Source organism: Ruegeria sp. AG6, assembly GCF_056541565.1.
The window spans coordinates 58,067-73,023 of record NZ_JBQFYQ010000006.1 but is presented as its reverse complement, the minus strand read 5'-3'; the positions used below and the strand labels follow the sequence as shown (position 1 = coordinate 73,023).

Genomic DNA, 14,957 nt, shown 5'->3' with positions numbered 1-14,957 from the left:
CGTCAGGCCCTTTCCATCATGACAAGCCGGATCGCAAGGGCGGAAAAAATACCCCCCGTGATCCAACCAACAATACGCGCGGCGCGCGGGTTGCCGATCAGCACCTTGCCTGCCCCGCCGGCAAAAACCCCGACCAGCCCGTTCACCAAGAACCCGCCAAATGCGATGATCAGCCCGAAGATCAGGAACTGCACCAGAACCGATCCCGCGGTCGGGTCGACGAATTGCGGTATGAACGCCAGCACGAACAGAATGACCTTGGGATTGGTCAGGTTGACCAACATCCCATCCCGAAAGGCCATGCGCGTCGACCGCACAGGCGTATCCCCAGTCAAAGCGCCATGCCGGACCGCACCCCAAGCCAGATACATCAGGTAAGCGGCACCCATCCAGCGGATCACTTCAAAAAGCCAGGGCAGCGCCGACACCGCAGCGCCCAGTCCAAGCCCTGCCAGCAGCACGTGAATCATCGAACCCACGGACACGCCGGCGCTTGCCGATACCGAAGGCCACGCCCCGGATCGCAGCCCTTGGCCAAAGCAGAACATCATATCAGCACCGGGCGTCAGGTTCAGTGCCAGTGCCGCTGGAACAAAGACCAGCAAGGTCTGGAAATCGATCACGTATCCACCTCGAACCAACTTGGCATCGGGCCCAGATTGGCCAAATGCGTTCGCCCCAGGGACCCGCGATAGCCCCAGCTTTCATGCACATGACCGAAGAACGCAAATCCCGGCTGAAGGCGTTCCACCGCATCCCGTATGGCAGTCGATCCAACCGAAAGGCCTTGCGATGTCTGATCCCCATACCCTTTGGGCGGAGAATGAACGATCAGGACATCCGCCGTTTCACACCGGTCGAGCATCTCGGTCGCCTCACCTTCTGTCAGGTCACAGGACCAGTCTCCGAACGGGGTCGGTGGTACGCCATAGCCAAGACCAAACAAGCGCAAGCCGTCTATGGTCATGCCAGACCCATGCAGGACATGGACACCGTTCGGGGCCGCATTGCCCAGCTCTTCTGCACTTTCCGCGTTCCCAGGGATCAGGACCAGCGGCGTCGAAATGCCGGACAGCATCTGCATCGCCTCGTCCAGCCCCTGACGCGAATTACAATAATCACCGGCACCGATGACAAGATCAGCCTCGGCGCTGGCGGAAACAAGATCGGCTGCCCGGTTGCGCGCCATGTGCAGATCAGAGAATGCCAGAACCTTCATGTTGCACCTCGCAGCCGCGCTTTCAGTTCCAGCAGATCCGCCCAGGCCTGCCGTTTCATCTGCGGTTGTCGTAGCAGATAAGCCGGGTGGAACATCGGAATCACCGGCAGATCCATTGCCTGATCCCATTTGCCGCGCAGGCGGGTGATGCCGCGTTTGCCCAGCACCGCCTGACAGCTGATATTCCCCATCACAACCAGAACCTCGGGTCTGGCCAGGGCCACGTGGCGTTCCAGAAACGGCTTCATCATCCCGATCTCTTCGGGTTTGGGGTCGCGGTTCTGCGGGGGCCGCCATGGCAGCACATTGGTGATATAGACGTCTTCGCGACGATCCAGATCAATTGCCGCCAGCATCCGGTCCAGCAACTGACCCGCACGGCCGACAAAGGGTTTGCCCTCGCGGTCCTCATCGCGACCCGGCGCCTCGCCGATGATCATCACGCGCGCGCCGGGGGTCCCGTCGCCAAAGACCAATTGCCGCGCACCGCGCTTGAGCTCGCAATGTTCGAACGCGTCCATCGCTGCGCGCAGCTGATCCAGCGATCCCGCGCCCCGTGCTGCGGATCCAGCGATTTCTACCGGGTCCACATCCCTTGGCTTTGCCGGGGCGGCGGCGGACGTTTCCGGTTTCCTGGGTTTGGCCGTGGTGTCGGGCAACGCGTACCGGTCAACCGGCGCATCACCGATTGCCTCGGTCACACCCAGTTCGATCTGCCATTCCAGCAGCGCCTGCGCAGAATAATAGTCCAAGCCCGATTCCATAGGGATAACTTACCCGCCTGAGGGCTGAGGGAAAGCGAATAGGGCTTGATCGGTCGCTCTGTCGCGCCGACCATCGGCATGCGATGCTCAGATTTCTGCGATTCCTCATCATTGGATTAGTGCTGGTTGTCACCGATGATCCGGCATGGGCCACATTTCATGACAAACACGGGCAGTGCCGTGCGGGTCAGTTCAAATGTGGCAGCACATGTTGTTCAGGCGGGCAAAGATGCAGTTTTGATGGCCATTGCATTCCACTGGGCGGCACCTATTGCGGCGGCGGGCGCAGTTGCGGTCCGTTCGAACGCTGCGTTGCCGGTGGACTCAGATGTGCGCCCGCTGGCCTGAACAAATGCGCATCACGGCTGGATTGTCCCGGCGACAGTTTCTGCAATGGCCGTGGCGAGTGTGAACGAAGCGCACCCGAACTGGATACGACGCCACCGACCACATGCGCTGATGGCAGAACCTGCGCACGCGGTTCGGCCTGCCTGCCCGGCGGGGGCTGCTCTCGTCCGGGGTGGTTCCTGTGCGAGGAAACCGGATCACAATGCCGCCCCGGTTTCAAATGCTCGGCGCATCAAGGCTGCGTACCGATCAAGGCCATCGACTGTGGTTATGGCAAGTGGTGCAAACCGGGTGAGCAATGCCTGCCCGACGGCGGTTGCGAAAAACTGCCTGAGGGTACGGAACCTTAGGTTGCCTTGCGCCGCCCGGCTTCCTATAAGCGGCGCGATTGTCAGACAGGAGCCCGCCCATGCGTTTCGCCCATCGTCACCTTCTTGGCATCGAGCATCTGTCGCAATCCGATATCACCGACATTCTGAATCTGGCCGAGACCTATGTCGACATGAACCGCCAGTCGACCAAGCATTCCGACGTGCTGTCGGGGCTGACCCAGATCAACATGTTCTTTGAAAACTCGACCCGCACACAGGCCAGTTTCGAACTGGCGGGCAAGCGTCTGGGTGCGGATGTGATGAACATGGCGATGCAGGCCAGCTCAATCAAAAAGGGTGAAACCCTGATCGACACCGCGATGACGCTGAACGCGATGCACCCGGATCTTCTGGTGGTGCGGCACCCGCATTCCGGCGCGGTCGATCTGCTGGCGCAGAAGGTCAATTGCGCCGTTCTGAACGCCGGTGACGGCAAACATGAACACCCCACGCAAGCCCTGCTGGACGCCCTGACCATCCGTCGGGCCAAAGGTCGCCTGCACCGACTGAACATTGCCATTTGCGGCGATGTCGCCCATTCCCGCGTCGCCCGATCGAACCTGATTCTGCTGGGCAAGATGGAAAACCGCATCCGCCTGATTGGCCCGCCGACGCTGGTGCCCAGCCAGTTCGCCGAGTTCGGGGCCGAAATCTATGACGACATGAACGAGGGCCTCAAGGACGTTGACGTCGTCATGATGCTGCGCCTTCAGAAAGAGCGGATGGATGGCGGGTTCATCCCCTCGGAACGCGAATATTACCACCGCTACGGTCTGGACGCCGCAAAGCTGGCGCAGGCCAAGCCAGACGCGATCGTGATGCATCCCGGCCCGATGAACCGCGGGGTCGAGATCGACGGCACGCTAGCCGATGATATCAACCGATCCGTCATTCAGGAACAGGTGGAAATGGGTGTCGCCGTCCGCATGGCGGCGATGGATCTGTTGGCCCGCAACCTGCGCGAGGCCGCATGAGCGATCTGACCGTCGCCCCCCATGAACGCGGCGTTTTGCGCCTGTTCACGCTGGACATGCGCCCGGAAGAGGCGAAATTCCTGCGCGAACCGGGTGCCGCCGATCAGGTGCTTGGGGTCGACGGGCTGGACCCCAGCCAAATCGATATTTTCCCGGTCTCCGACCTCGAAGAGCTCGGCCTGTACGGCTACATGACCGAGGGCTGCGGCGTGTCTGCGGATCAGTTGGACCGGAACGCTCTGGCCTCTGTCGACGGTTGGGTCATGGTCCTTCGCAGCGCGGCTTTCAACGGACACCCGGCGACGCTGAACCCCGATCCGCGACTGCGCCTGATCGGCCTGTTCACGGAAGAAGCCACGAACTGGATCGGGGGGATCATCGAAACCGAAAGCGCCAAACCCTTTTCCGCCCCGCAAACCGTCACAGCGGGTGACACCCCCCGCCGCGTAGGATCGGCCATTCTGGCACTGGTCGCGCTTTTGGTCATCGGAGGCATCTTATGGCTGATCCTGTGATCTTCACCCCGGACAAAGGGGCCTATATCCGCACAAATGCATGGCTGGCTGCTGTTGCTATGGCCGGTGCGATGATCGTTTTGTGGCTGATCGGCAATCCTTACGTCTGGACCGGAGCGCCTGCTGGCCTTGCCGCCATTGGCATACGCGCTTGGTATCTGGCCTCGGAAGAGATGGTCGCCAATTGGCAATTGTCAGACACCGCACTGACCGGTCCCGGCGGACGCAGCATGCCGCTGAACCAGATCACCGCCGTGAATATCATGGGCAGCTTCGTCCAGGTTGTCACCAAAACCGGCGACAAGCATCTGATCAAGTACCAGTCAGACCCGGCCGCCACCAAAGCCGCGATTGAAAGGGCCATTCCATGACCACCTTGATCTTCACCAATGCCCGCCTGATCGACCCTGATAGCGGCACGGACAGTCCCGGCTGGCTGCACATTACTGACGGCCTCATTCAGGGCAAGGGCAACGGGGACGTGCCCGTTGCTGACGCCCAGGTCATCGACTGCGGCGGCAAGTGCCTCGCCCCCGGCATCGTCGATATCGGCGTCAAGGTGTGTGAGCCGGGCGAACGGCACAAGGAAAGCTACAAATCCGCAGGCCTCGCTGCCGCAGCCGGTGGTGTCACCACCATTGTCACCCGCCCGGATACACTGCCCGCGGTCGATACGCCGGAAACGCTGGAATTCGCGACCCGGCGTGCTCAGGCGGATGCGCCGGTCAATGTTCTGCCGATGGCCGCGCTGACCAAAGGGCGCGACGGGCGAGAGATGACGGAAATCGGGTTTTTGCAGGACGCAGGCGCCGTGGCCTTCACCGATTGCGATCACGTCATCACCAATACCAAGGTGTTTTCCCGCGCCCTGACCTATGCAAAATCCTGCGGAGCGCTGGTGATTGCCCACCCACAGGATCCGGGCCTGAGCCATGGCGCCGCGGCCACCAGCGGCAAATTCGCCGCCCTGCGCGGCTTGCCTGCGGTCTCGCCCATGGCCGAGCGCATGGGACTGGACCGTGACATCGCGCTGTTGGAAATGACGGGCGCGGCCTATCACGCCGACCAGATCACCACCGCCCGCGCCCTGCCCGCGCTGGAACGGGCCAAGCGCAACGGGCTGGACATAACCGCCGGCACCTCGATCCATCACCTGACGCTGAACGAACTGGACGTGGCCGACTATCGCACCTTCTTCAAGGTCAAGCCGCCGCTGCGATCCGAGGATGACCGGCAGGCGGTGATCGAGGCGGTGCGCACCGGCCTGATCGACACGATCAGTTCGATGCACACGCCGCAGGACGAAGAAAGCAAACGCCTGCCGTTCGAAGAGGCCGCCTCGGGCGCGGTGGCGCTGGAAACGCTCTTGCCGGCGGCATTGCGCCTGTATCATGCCGACCAGTTGGACCTGCCGACCCTGTTCCGGGCGATGGCATTGAACCCGGCCAAACGGCTGGGTCTGGAAAGCGGCCGATTGTCGGAAGGCGCCCCGGCGGATCTGGTTCTGTTCGACCCGGATGTGCCTTTTGTGCTTGATCGCTTTGCCTTAAAATCCAAATCTCAGAACACGCCATTTGACGGCCAGCGGATGCAAGGTAAGGTCATTTCGACCTATGTTGCAGGTAAAGAAGTGTTCCGGAGTTCCTGATGCCCCCGATCGACAACTCGACTAGCGAACTGCTCCAGTGGGCGGTGGTTGGATATCTCTTGGGCTCCATTCCCTTCGGCCTGCTGCTTGCAAAGGTCATGGGGCTGGGAAATCTGCGCGAAATCGGGTCCGGAAATATCGGCGCGACCAACGTCCTGCGCACCGGCAACAAAGCCGCCGCGGCGCTGACCTTGCTGTTCGACGCGGCCAAGGGCGCGGTCGCGGTTCTGATTGCCCGTGCTTATGCAGGAGAAGACGCCGCGCAGATCGCAGCCCTTTTTGCCTTTCTGGGTCATTGCTTTCCCATCTGGCTGGGTTTCAAGGGCGGAAAAGGCGTGGCCACCTTTCTGGGCCTCTGGCTGGCGCTGGACTGGCGCGTCGGAGTTGCGTGCTGTCTCAGCTGGCTGGTGGCGGCGGCGATCTGGCGGATATCTTCGGTCGGCGCGCTGGCTGCGGCCGCGCTTTCAACGACCTGGGTACTGGTTCTGACAAACGGACACTCCTTTATCCTTGGGATTATCCTGACCCTTATGATCTACTGGCGTCACAGCACCAATGTCGCACGGATCAAGGCCGGAACTGAACCGAAAATCGGAAAGTCGTGACACCGCCGGACGCTTTCGTTTCCGCGTTTTTCGCACTGCCCGAAGGCAGTTTTACCGGTACATCGGGGGATCGGCGCTATGTCGTCGTGCGCCAACATTTGGCAAAGGGGAAATCCCACAAGCTGGTTGCGCACGAACTGGGCGGCACCGACTATATCAGCATGAACCTGTATCAGACACGCATCAGCGGCACGCTGCTGAGGCCTTGTGAAATGGCGGCGTGCAAAGTCATCGCGTTTGTTCTGGATTTTGAACCGGACGCGTAATGTCAGGCCTGCATTTTTGAACAGACGTTCCTCTCTGACGCACAATCACGATTCATTGTTTTGAACGTGATCCGTCTGCTTCCCAGATCGCTGTCGTGACGGTCAATTACGGGCCACACAGGACAACAATCCGGAGCCTTCGATCGGCACACAGACGAGGCTCCTTTCACGAAAGGTGGAACAATGAACAAGTTTAAATCTCTGATCGGTGGCGTCGCTCTGTCCGTTGCACTGGCAACATCCGCTCTGGCCGCTGGAGTGGACATCAACGCAAGCTCGACCGGTCTGGCCATGCAGGGTTATGACCCGGTTGCCTATTTCACCGTCGGTGAAGCGACCAAGGGTGACTACCGCATCACCACGCTGCACGACGATGCGCTGTACCGTTTCTCGTCCGAGGAGAACAAAGCCGCCTTCGAAGCCAACCCGGAAGCTTACCTGCCTGCCTATGGCGGCTATTGTGCTTTTGGTACAGCCATGGGCTTCAAATTCGACGGTGACCCGAACCACTGGAAAATCGTCGACAACAAACTGTACCTGAACTTGTCGGAAGACATCCAGGAACGCTGGGAAGGCGACATCCCGGGCTTTATCGAAAGCGCAAGCGCAAACTGGGAAAACATCGCGGACAAAACCCCTGCTGAATTGCAAAAGCAATAATCCGCCTAAATCTTCAGATGTGTCGGCGGCGGAATGTTCCGCCGCCGTATATCGTTTGAAGACCTCTCATCTCTACCTATCTCATCAGTATCAGAAGTGCCCGACTTCAAAGGTCCCCGGCGTGTCTGTTCACGTTTCAGAGGCAGAATTCGGGCAAGGGTTCGTAGGTATCACTGATCCGATGACGTTCGCGGATCGTAACTGTCTGCATAAGTGAACCGAATTTCACTGGAGCAGAGTGACAATCGAAAGGAAATGAGATGACTTTGAAATTGGCTCTAATCACTACTGTCGCAACCGTGGTCGCGGGATCGGCAATGGCACAATCCTCGGGCAACTGGACCGGGTTTTATGGCGGTCTGCAACTGGGTTATGCCGATGTAGACACCAGCCTGTCGGGTGTCGATGGCGATGGCGTGATCGGTGGTATCATCCTGGGCTATGATTATGATCTGGGCGACTGGGTCGTTGGCGGCGGATTTGACTATGACTGGACTGACGTGGGTCTGTCCGGCGCCGCAACTGTCGAAGATGTCTGGCGGCTGAAAGCGCGCGCCGGCTACAAGGTAAACCCGCAAGGTCTGCTGTACGGCACGGCAGGCTACGCCGAAGCGAGCACCGACACCCTGGGCAGTGATGACGGGTGGTTCATCGGCGCAGGCTATGAACAGATCGTGGCACCGAACGTGAGCGTCGGTGGAGAGTTGCTGTACCACGAATTCGATAACTTCAACGGAAACAATGTGGATGTCGACGCAACCACATTGCAGGTTCGTGTCTCTTACCGGTTCTGACCTGCTTATTGGACCCGGCTTTTCAAGCCGGGTCTCAGTTCACAGGTCCAGAATTGTGCTGCCGGTCGTCTGCCGCGCTTCTAACGCGCGATGTGCATCGGCGATCTGGTCAAGTGCAAAGCGCTGATCGATGTGGATCTTGACTTCTCTGCCCTCGACCTTGCCGAACAAGCGGCGCGCCATTGCCTGACAGACGGAGTGGTCCGCAATATGGGTGAACAAAGTGGGGCGGGTGATCTTGAGCGATCCTTTCTGGCCCAGAACACCAATATCGAATGGCGGCACCGGCCCCGAGGCGTTGCCGAAGGAAATCATCATTCCCAAGGGTTTCAGGCAGTTCAACGATCCTTCGAACGTGTCCGCCCCCACGGAATCCATAACCACATCCACACCCTTGCCTTTGGTGATCTCGGCCACCCGTTCGGCGAAATTCTCAGAGCGGTAGTTGATGCAATGCGCGGCCCCGTTGAACCGGGCGAGGCTGCATTTCTCGTCGGTTCCCGCCGTGCCAATCAGAGTAATCCCTTCTGACTTCGCCCATTGGCAGGCGATCAGTCCGACCCCACCCGCCGCTGCGTGGAACAGCACCGTATCCCCGCGTTTCAGCGGAGTGGTTCGGTGAAACAGGTATTCAACTGTCAAACCCTTCAACATCATTGCCGCAGCAGCGTCGAAAGAGATGCCATCCGGCAAAGGGCACACCTGTGCCGCAGGCATTACGCGGGCCTCGCAATACGCGCCGGGTGGGGCTGCCGCATACGCGGCCCGCTGACCGGGTTGCAGGTGCGTTACCCCTTCCCCAACGGCCTCGACGACACCCGCCGCTTCCATCCCCAACGCATGGGGGAGTTCCAGGGGATACAATCCAGTGCGTTGATAAACATCGATGAAATTAAGACCGCAGGCATGATGACGGATACGTATTTCACCCGGTCCGGGGTCGCCCAATGGCCTGTCTTCGATCCGCAGAACGTCGGGCCCGCCGAATTCGTGCAATACCACCGTTTTCGCTGTTGTCTGCATCCTGACCTCCTCTTGCCTGACATCAAGCTAACATGACTGCGATGCGGAGCAATCGTCCGATATCAGAGTGTTGATCAGGATTCCGCCAAACTGTGCTATACTGCGATCAGGCGTTGTCGGCTGGTCCGGCCACGGACAACTTTATGCCGGATCCATTCCGCGGCGCAAATCTCGCCAGGAAAGGGGATGAAAATGGCTAAAACAATCGGAAATCCGATCAGTTGGGCAGCCCAGAATCTGGGGGCGGCCAGTGATCATGTCTCGGATAGCGTTTCAAAACTCGGAAGCGCAGATACCAAGCATTTGCCGATGGTGCAGACATTGACGATGCAAGATCTGCGCGCCTGCCTGAAGGCGGGGTATCACGACTTTGTCGAAACACGGGCGGATGCCATATTCATCGTGCTGATCTACCCGATCGCGGGACTTTTGATGTTCGGCTTTGCCCTGAACGTCAACATGGTGCCACTTCTGGCGCCTCTGATCGCCGGTTTTGCCTTGATCGGTCCAGTCGCAGCTGTGGGGCTGTATGAGATCAGCCGCAAACGAGAACAAGGCAGCACGGTGCATTGGTTGGATGCGTTCGGTGTATTCCGCTCTCCGGCTTTCGGCGCAATTCTGGTTTTGGGCTTCTATCTGGTGATGCTTCTGCTGATCTGGCTGATGGTGGCGCAGAGCATTTACACGCATACAATGGGGCCAGAAGCCCCCGCGTCACTTGGCACTTTTGCCAAGCAGGCCGTCACTACGGTTGCAGGCTGGACCATGATGGTTGTCGGACTCGCCGTTGGGTTCGTGTTCGCTCTTTGCGCTCTGGCGATCAGCGTCGTCAGCTTTCCGTTGCTTCTGGACCGGCAAGTCGGATTGCCGGTGGCGGTCGTGACGTCGTTTCGCGTGTTGCGTCACAACCCCGGCGTCATCTTGACCTGGGGGTTCATCGTGGCGGCCCTTCTGTTTGTGGGTGCCCTGCCGATGCTGTTGGGCCTGATCATAGTGATGCCGGTTCTGGGCCATGCCACATGGCACCTGTACCGCCGCGCGGTTGCGTGAACGCGCGGGTCTGCCCCGCGCGCGCAGAGTTCAGCCCGCCACGTTCAGGACGATCTTGCCAATATGGCCCGAGCTTTCCATGCGTGCATGGGCGGCCGCAGCCTCGGCCAGATCAAATTCGCTGTCCATGACAGGCGCAACCTTGCCAGCCTCAAGCAGAGGCCAGACAGCTTCGCGCAGGTCCTGCGCAATCCGGGCCTTGGCCAGATCGCTTTGCGGGCGCAGGGTGCTGCCGGTCAGGGTCAGGCGCTTGACCATCATCAGCGCAAAGTTCAGCTCGACCACCGGGCCTTGCAGAAACGCGATCTGGACCAGCCGCCCATCCTCGGCCAGAGCTTTGACGTTGCGCGGGATATAGTCGCCTCCGACCATGTCGAGGATCAAGTTTGCCCCACCTTCGGCCCGCATGACGGCCACAAAATCCTCATCGCGGTAGTTGATCGCCCTTTCCGCACCCAGCTTGACGCAAGCCTGACATTTTTCATCCGACCCTGCGGTGGCAAAAACGCGGGCGCCAAAGGCATTGGCCAACTGGATGGCCGTCGTGCCAATCCCGCTCGAGCCGCCATGGACCAGAAATCGTTCACCGGCCTTCAGCCCGCCCCGCGTAAACACGTTGGACCAGACGGTGAAAAAGGTCTCGGGCAGGCAGGCTGCCTCTTTCATTCCCATGCCGGCAGGAACCGGCAGGCAATGGGCAGCAGGGGTGGCGACATATTCGGCATAGCCGCCGCCCGGCAGCAACGCGCAGACCTGATCCCCGACGGACAGTCCTTCGACCCCGGCCCCGATCGAGACCACTTCGCCCGAAGCCTCAAGCCCCGGCAGGTCGCTGGCGCCGGGCGGCGGATCGTAAGCGCCCGCGCGCTGCAACGCATCCGGACGGTTCACACCGGCATAGGCCACTTTCAGAACGACCTGCCCCGCACCCGGTTCGGGAATCGGTCGCTCGGTCAGTTGCAAAACATCGGGACCACCCGGTTCGGTGATCTCAACAGCGCGCATCATCTGGGTCATAGGCACCTCCTTTGCCCAATGCCTAGCAGGCATCAGGGCCAAGGCCCAGCACCAAGACGCGCTACTTTCGGGGGTTCAGCATTCCCGGAAGATCGGCCCGCATTTTTACCGGAGCCTTCACCTGACCCGCCAGCCAGTTCGGAACCGCCAAGAACGGTTTCAACACCGGGTTGTCGCGCAACTGCGCCTTGAGTTTTTCAAACTCCATGACATTTGCGATCCGGCGATCCAGAAACTCCCACGTGTTCTGATGATCCGGGCTGTCATCGCCCAGCCAGAACAGCAGGGTGGAAGAATAGACCCCCGACAAAGTGGCTCGCTTCGTGTACCAGTTCACATCATCCGAGCTGTCGCCCAGCGCATCCCAGATCAGATCGCAGGTCTGCCAAACCGCCTTGGCACCGTCGGCCGCATGGGTTGGCAGGGAAAACAGCGTCATGCCCCGGCGCACCAGCTCTTTGTCCTCGACGGCCTGCAACCGGAACCGAACCGCAGCTGCAATCCTGTCGCGGAATTTCAGTTCGCTCAGGTCCTCGGACCTGATGCGGTCCAGCATCGCCTGATCCCCGCGCGCGTGGTAGGCCAGCGCCAGATCCACCGCGCCGCGCGGACAAATCGCGCGTGCCAGACCGTCATCCAGACCACAGTCGGAAATGGAGGCGCGGAAACTGGATTCCGACCACCCATCGAAGGGAACATGGATCAGCATCGCATCCAAAAGCCGCTGTTTTGCATCTTCATATGTGGTCGTCATGGCGGTTCTCCGGTTGTCGGGCCCAGTACTAGACAAGTTAGAGCGGCTTTGCTATACGGCCAACTCCTGCAATTTCCTTGCAACTCTATCTAGAAAGGTGGTGACAACCACATGCAGGTTAGTGTTCGCGACAACAACGTCGATCAGGCGCTTCGTGCCCTGAAGAAAAAGCTGCAGCGCGAAGGCGTGTTTCGTGAAATGAAGCTTAAGCAACATTTCGAGAAACCGTCCGAGAAAAAAGCGCGCGAGAAGGCTGAAGCGATCCGTCGTGCCCGTAAACTGGCACGTAAGAAAGCACAGCGCGAAGGTTTGCTCTAAGACCTTTGGTCTCGTCCAGCTTTGGATGACACTATTTGACGACCCCCGAGGCATCGCCCGGGGGTTTGTCGTTTCGGGGATCGGTTTCAATCCGCCGACTCGTGGCACCGGCTGTGCGGCAAGCCGCCATTTCCTCACCAGCAACATTTTGCCCGGCATTTTGCAGCGCAGCGAATCCCGCACCGGTAGCATCGCGCCGCCAAAACTCGCCTGAAGTGAACCGCCCCCTACCACCATCGATTTCCCGACCTCTAAGTGAGCCCGTCCGGAAGGACACAAACACAAACGGAGGCAAAAATGTCGACTGCAAGTACATTTGAACGCGAGATGCTGGAGCTGATCAACCAGGAACGCACATCCCGCGGGCTCAACCCGCTTCAGCTTGAGACGCAGCTGAACGATTCATCCGAAGATCACAGCACCTGGATGCTGGACACAGACACGTTCAGCCACACCGGTTCGGGCGGTTCCAGTGCGACCCAGCGGATGCAAAACGCCGGGTTCGATCTTGAGGGCAACTGGCGAACCGGCGAAAACATCGCATGGCAGTCCGAACGCGGGCAGCCCGGCATCAGCGATGACGTGGCTCAGTTGCACCAGAACCTGATGAACAGCCCGGGCCACCGCGCCAATATTCTGAACCCGGATTTCAAATATATCGGGATCGGTATCGAAACCGGCGATATGCAGGGTTTTGATGCGGTGATGGTCACCCAGAACTTTGCCGCAACCGACGCGGCAGTCATGCTGGACAACGGCAATACGAACACACCGCCCGTTCCGCCAACCACGCCGGACGAAGTTGCCGTTCCGGAAGAGCCGGAACCTGAAACACCTGACACCGACGTCACCGAGACAGAAGAGCCGGAACCTGAAACACCTGACACCGACGTCACCGAGACAGAAGAGCCGGAACCCGAAACACCCGACACCGACGTCACCGAGACCGAGGAACCGGAGCCCGAAACACCCGACACCGACGTCACCGAAACCGAAGAACCGGAACCCGAAACACCTGACACCGACGTCACCGAAACCGAAGAACCGGAGCCCGAAACACCCGATACCGACGTCACCGAGACCGAGGAACCGGAGCCCGAAACGCCGGACGTGGACGTGGTTGACGGCGGTGAGGCCGAGACGTTCTGCTTTGACGTTCAGGCCTTCCTGGATGAAATCGCCAGTTTCCTCGAAAACCTGCAAGCGCAGTTTGACGAGTTCAACTGGGGTGACGATATGAACGGCGACACGGACGTGGCGGACACCGATGATATCGACATGATGCCGACCGTCGACGTCACGCCGGAAACGGAATCCGAGCCTGCGGGTACCGAAACAGCCGACGTCGATGACTGTGACATCACAATGGTCAACTTCTTCCACTTTGACTGCATGATGGATGCAGCCTGATCAGTTGACCCTGTGCGAGGCCGGCCGTGTCGGCCTCGCATATTCCGGCTCAGAGCCTGATTTTGCTTCAGTAGATCTTTGGTACATAAAGTTCATCCGGCAAAACGCGGCGTTCGTATTCCGGGTTGTACTTGCGATCGGGCAGATTGACCTTTTCTTGAGGCACGTCCTCGTAAGGGATTTTTGTCAAAAGATGCTCGATACAGTTCAGCCTTTCGCGTTTTTTGTCATTGCCTTCGACGATGTACCACGGGGCCTCGGGAATATTGGTTCGGAAAAGCATATCCTCTTTGGCCTTTGTGTAGGATTCCCAGCGGATGCGGGATTCCAGATCCATCGGTGACAGCTTCCATTGCTTCATCGGATCGTGAATACGCATGAGGAATCGCAACTGCTGTTCCTCATCCGTGATCGAGAACCAGTATTTCAGCAGAATGATCCCTGACCGCACCAGCATCCGTTCGAATTCCGGAACGTCCTGAAAGAATTGTTCAACCTGGTCCTCGGACGCAAAACCCATCACCCGCTCGACGCCGGCCCGGTTGTACCAGGAGCGGTCGAACAGAACGATTTCACCCGCCGCCGGCAGATGCGGTACGTAGCGCTGGAAATACCACTGGCTTTGCTCACGGCGGCTGGGTGCCGGCAATGCCACCACGCGCGCGACGCGCGGGTTCAGACGCTGGGTGATCCGCTTGATCACGCCCCCTTTACCGGCACTGTCACGGCCTTCAAACAGGATACAGACCTTGGCTCCGGTATGCTGTACCCAGTCCTGAACCTTGATCAGTTCGGCTTGCAGGCGCAGCAGGTTGCGGAAGTAAACCTTGCGATCCAACATATCCGGATGCTGTTCCCGATAGATTTTGCGGACTTCCATCGACAGCATCGGCTCACTGAATTCTATCTCGAAATCTTCGTCCAGCGTGTCCTCCAGCTCGGCTTCCAGCCAGTCTTTGGGGGCGCCAGTGTTTTCGTTGTCCAAGGTCAGCTCCTTCTCGGTCTTCGGGTTCGGACCATATCGGGCCCGTGTTGCCGTCTGATGTCACCAGATGAATTGATGCGAGGGTCACGAGTCCTGCGGCTGTTGTCACGCCTACAAATCAGGTCCAGCGCGGGTATACGGTCTTTCCCCTGAATTTGTACATCTGGCCCGCGGGATACAAGCGTCTGAATTGACGCAATGCACGGCGCTTGGCCATGGCTGCTTGCATTGCCTCG

20 protein-coding genes are annotated in these 14,957 nt (G+C 59.4%); 13 read left to right on the top strand and 7 right to left on the bottom strand.

What is annotated here, in order from left to right:
* Positions 1-2: 2 nt before the first annotated feature.
* The 3 genes from ACR0I0_RS13645 to ACR0I0_RS13635 are packed head-to-tail and all read right to left on the bottom strand — an operon-like array spanning position 3 to position 1,983.
* Positions 3-623: a LysE family translocator gene (locus ACR0I0_RS13645; protein ID WP_480491838.1), complete on the bottom strand. Its 621-nt coding sequence runs from the start codon at positions 621-623 to the stop codon at positions 3-5.
* Positions 620-1,219: a metallophosphoesterase family protein gene (locus ACR0I0_RS13640; protein WP_209834718.1), complete on the bottom strand. Its 600-nt coding sequence runs from the start codon at positions 1,217-1,219 to the stop codon at positions 620-622. Before ACR0I0_RS13640 ends, ACR0I0_RS13645 begins: the two co-directional genes overlap by 4 nt.
* Positions 1,216-1,983 (bottom strand): uracil-DNA glycosylase, encoded by a 768-nt coding sequence (locus ACR0I0_RS13635; protein ID WP_480491836.1) that lies wholly within the window; start codon positions 1,981-1,983, stop codon positions 1,216-1,218. Before ACR0I0_RS13635 ends, ACR0I0_RS13640 begins: the two co-directional genes overlap by 4 nt.
* 159 nt (positions 1,984-2,142) lie before the next feature.
* Here ACR0I0_RS13635 and ACR0I0_RS13630 point away from each other — a divergent pair, with 159 nt between their 5' ends.
* The 9 genes from ACR0I0_RS13630 to ACR0I0_RS13590 all read left to right on the top strand — a co-directional run bounded on the left by ACR0I0_RS13630 (position 2,143) and on the right by ACR0I0_RS13590 (position 8,164).
* Entirely contained in the window at positions 2,143-2,331 is a 189-nt protein-coding gene (locus ACR0I0_RS13630; RefSeq protein ID WP_171635031.1) for a hypothetical protein, read from the top strand.
* A 409-nt stretch (positions 2,332-2,740) separates the two neighbouring features.
* Positions 2,741-3,676 carry an aspartate carbamoyltransferase catalytic subunit gene (locus tag ACR0I0_RS13625; protein ID WP_171724300.1) on the top strand — a complete coding sequence of 312 codons (936 nt, stop codon included), beginning with the start codon at positions 2,741-2,743 and terminating at the stop codon, positions 3,674-3,676.
* On the top strand, positions 3,673-4,191 hold the full coding sequence (locus ACR0I0_RS13620) for a hypothetical protein (protein WP_171635033.1): 519 nt from the start codon (positions 3,673-3,675) through the stop codon (positions 4,189-4,191). Before ACR0I0_RS13625 ends, ACR0I0_RS13620 begins: the two co-directional genes overlap by 4 nt.
* The gene (locus tag ACR0I0_RS13615) at positions 4,176-4,562 is read left to right on the top strand and encodes a hypothetical protein (RefSeq protein ID WP_171635036.1); all 387 of its coding nucleotides are present in this window, start codon (positions 4,176-4,178) and stop codon (positions 4,560-4,562) included. The genes ACR0I0_RS13620 and ACR0I0_RS13615 overlap by 16 nt, the downstream gene beginning before the upstream one ends.
* Positions 4,559-5,839 carry a dihydroorotase gene (gene pyrC / locus ACR0I0_RS13610; RefSeq protein WP_480485842.1) on the top strand — a complete coding sequence of 427 codons (1,281 nt, stop codon included), beginning with the start codon at positions 4,559-4,561 and terminating at the stop codon, positions 5,837-5,839. Before ACR0I0_RS13615 ends, pyrC begins: the two co-directional genes overlap by 4 nt.
* Entirely contained in the window at positions 5,839-6,444 is a 606-nt protein-coding gene (gene plsY, locus ACR0I0_RS13605; protein ID WP_171635042.1) for a glycerol-3-phosphate 1-O-acyltransferase PlsY, read from the top strand. Before pyrC ends, plsY begins: the two co-directional genes overlap by 1 nt.
* Entirely contained in the window at positions 6,441-6,710 is a 270-nt protein-coding gene (locus ACR0I0_RS13600; protein ID WP_171635045.1) for a hypothetical protein, read from the top strand. Before plsY ends, ACR0I0_RS13600 begins: the two co-directional genes overlap by 4 nt.
* 183 nt (positions 6,711-6,893) lie before the next feature.
* On the top strand, positions 6,894-7,370 hold the full coding sequence (locus ACR0I0_RS13595) for a YHS domain-containing (seleno)protein (protein WP_171635047.1): 477 nt from the start codon (positions 6,894-6,896) through the stop codon (positions 7,368-7,370).
* Between the two features lie 260 nt (positions 7,371-7,630).
* Positions 7,631-8,164, top strand: a complete 534-nt coding sequence (locus ACR0I0_RS13590; RefSeq protein WP_171635050.1) for an outer membrane protein — start codon at positions 7,631-7,633, stop codon at positions 8,162-8,164.
* Positions 8,165-8,203: 39 nt separating this feature from the next.
* On the opposite strand, the gene ACR0I0_RS13585 is transcribed toward ACR0I0_RS13590, so the two are convergent.
* On the bottom strand, positions 8,204-9,187 hold the full coding sequence (locus ACR0I0_RS13585; RefSeq protein ID WP_480491833.1) for a quinone oxidoreductase family protein: 984 nt from the start codon (positions 9,185-9,187) through the stop codon (positions 8,204-8,206).
* A gap of 192 nt (positions 9,188-9,379) precedes the next feature.
* On the opposite strand from ACR0I0_RS13585, the gene ACR0I0_RS13580 reads away from it, so the two are divergent.
* Positions 9,380-10,237 (top strand): DUF2189 domain-containing protein, encoded by an 858-nt coding sequence (locus ACR0I0_RS13580; RefSeq protein WP_171635055.1) that lies wholly within the window; start codon positions 9,380-9,382, stop codon positions 10,235-10,237.
* 30 nt (positions 10,238-10,267) lie between these two features.
* On the opposite strand, the gene ACR0I0_RS13575 is transcribed toward ACR0I0_RS13580, so the two are convergent.
* A complete protein-coding gene (locus ACR0I0_RS13575) occupies positions 10,268-11,254 on the bottom strand; it encodes an NAD(P)H-quinone oxidoreductase (protein WP_480491831.1) in 987 nt (328 codons plus the stop codon).
* 61 nt (positions 11,255-11,315) lie between these two features.
* Positions 11,316-12,008, bottom strand: a complete 693-nt coding sequence (locus ACR0I0_RS13570; protein WP_171635060.1) for a COQ9 family protein — start codon at positions 12,006-12,008, stop codon at positions 11,316-11,318.
* Positions 12,009-12,119: 111 nt separating this feature from the next.
* On the opposite strand from ACR0I0_RS13570, the gene rpsU reads away from it, so the two are divergent.
* The 3 genes from rpsU to ACR0I0_RS13555 all read left to right on the top strand — a co-directional run bounded on the left by rpsU (position 12,120) and on the right by ACR0I0_RS13555 (position 13,736).
* Positions 12,120-12,326 (top strand): 30S ribosomal protein S21, encoded by a 207-nt coding sequence (rpsU, locus tag ACR0I0_RS13565; RefSeq protein WP_005614280.1) that lies wholly within the window; start codon positions 12,120-12,122, stop codon positions 12,324-12,326.
* 25 nt (positions 12,327-12,351) lie between these two features.
* A complete protein-coding gene (locus ACR0I0_RS13560) occupies positions 12,352-12,540 on the top strand; it encodes a hypothetical protein (protein WP_480491829.1) in 189 nt (62 codons plus the stop codon).
* A gap of 83 nt (positions 12,541-12,623) precedes the next feature.
* The gene (locus ACR0I0_RS13555) at positions 12,624-13,736 is read left to right on the top strand and encodes a CAP domain-containing protein (RefSeq protein WP_480485849.1); all 1,113 of its coding nucleotides are present in this window, start codon (positions 12,624-12,626) and stop codon (positions 13,734-13,736) included.
* A 67-nt stretch (positions 13,737-13,803) separates the two neighbouring features.
* On the opposite strand, the gene ppk2 is transcribed toward ACR0I0_RS13555, so the two are convergent.
* On the bottom strand, positions 13,804-14,721 hold the full coding sequence (ppk2, locus tag ACR0I0_RS13550) for a polyphosphate kinase 2 (protein ID WP_371419726.1): 918 nt from the start codon (positions 14,719-14,721) through the stop codon (positions 13,804-13,806).
* Between the last annotated feature and the right edge of the window lie 236 nt (positions 14,722-14,957).

Bases quoted from the DNA above. Each gene is read 5' to 3' on its own strand.
- ACR0I0_RS13640 (WP_209834718.1), bottom strand. From the start codon at position 1,219: ATGAAGGTTCTGGCATTCTCTGATCTGCACATGGCGCGCAACCGGGCA.
- ACR0I0_RS13635 (WP_480491836.1), bottom strand. From the start codon at position 1,983: ATGGAATCGGGCTTGGACTATTATTCTGCGCAGGCGCTGCTGGAATGG.
- ACR0I0_RS13575 (WP_480491831.1), bottom strand. From the start codon at position 11,254: ATGACCCAGATGATGCGCGCTGTTGAGATCACCGAACCGGGTGGTCCC.
- ACR0I0_RS13555 (WP_480485849.1), top strand. From the start codon at position 12,624: ATGTCGACTGCAAGTACATTTGAACGCGAGATGCTGGAGCTGATCAAC.
- ACR0I0_RS13590 (WP_171635050.1), top strand. From the start codon at position 7,631: ATGACTTTGAAATTGGCTCTAATCACTACTGTCGCAACCGTGGTCGCG.
- plsY (WP_171635042.1), top strand. From the start codon at position 5,839: ATGCCCCCGATCGACAACTCGACTAGCGAACTGCTCCAGTGGGCGGTG.
- ACR0I0_RS13580 (WP_171635055.1), top strand. From the start codon at position 9,380: ATGGCTAAAACAATCGGAAATCCGATCAGTTGGGCAGCCCAGAATCTG.
- ACR0I0_RS13595 (WP_171635047.1), top strand. From the start codon at position 6,894: ATGAACAAGTTTAAATCTCTGATCGGTGGCGTCGCTCTGTCCGTTGCA.
- ACR0I0_RS13630 (WP_171635031.1), top strand. From the start codon at position 2,143: ATGACAAACACGGGCAGTGCCGTGCGGGTCAGTTCAAATGTGGCAGCA.
- ACR0I0_RS13560 (WP_480491829.1), top strand. From the start codon at position 12,352: ATGACACTATTTGACGACCCCCGAGGCATCGCCCGGGGGTTTGTCGTT.
- rpsU (WP_005614280.1), top strand. From the start codon at position 12,120: ATGCAGGTTAGTGTTCGCGACAACAACGTCGATCAGGCGCTTCGTGCC.
- ACR0I0_RS13570 (WP_171635060.1), bottom strand. From the start codon at position 12,008: ATGACGACCACATATGAAGATGCAAAACAGCGGCTTTTGGATGCGATG.
- ACR0I0_RS13625 (WP_171724300.1), top strand. From the start codon at position 2,741: ATGCGTTTCGCCCATCGTCACCTTCTTGGCATCGAGCATCTGTCGCAA.
- ACR0I0_RS13615 (WP_171635036.1), top strand. From the start codon at position 4,176: ATGGCTGATCCTGTGATCTTCACCCCGGACAAAGGGGCCTATATCCGC.
- pyrC (WP_480485842.1), top strand. From the start codon at position 4,559: ATGACCACCTTGATCTTCACCAATGCCCGCCTGATCGACCCTGATAGC.
- ACR0I0_RS13585 (WP_480491833.1), bottom strand. From the start codon at position 9,187: ATGCAGACAACAGCGAAAACGGTGGTATTGCACGAATTCGGCGGGCCC.
- ACR0I0_RS13620 (WP_171635033.1), top strand. From the start codon at position 3,673: ATGAGCGATCTGACCGTCGCCCCCCATGAACGCGGCGTTTTGCGCCTG.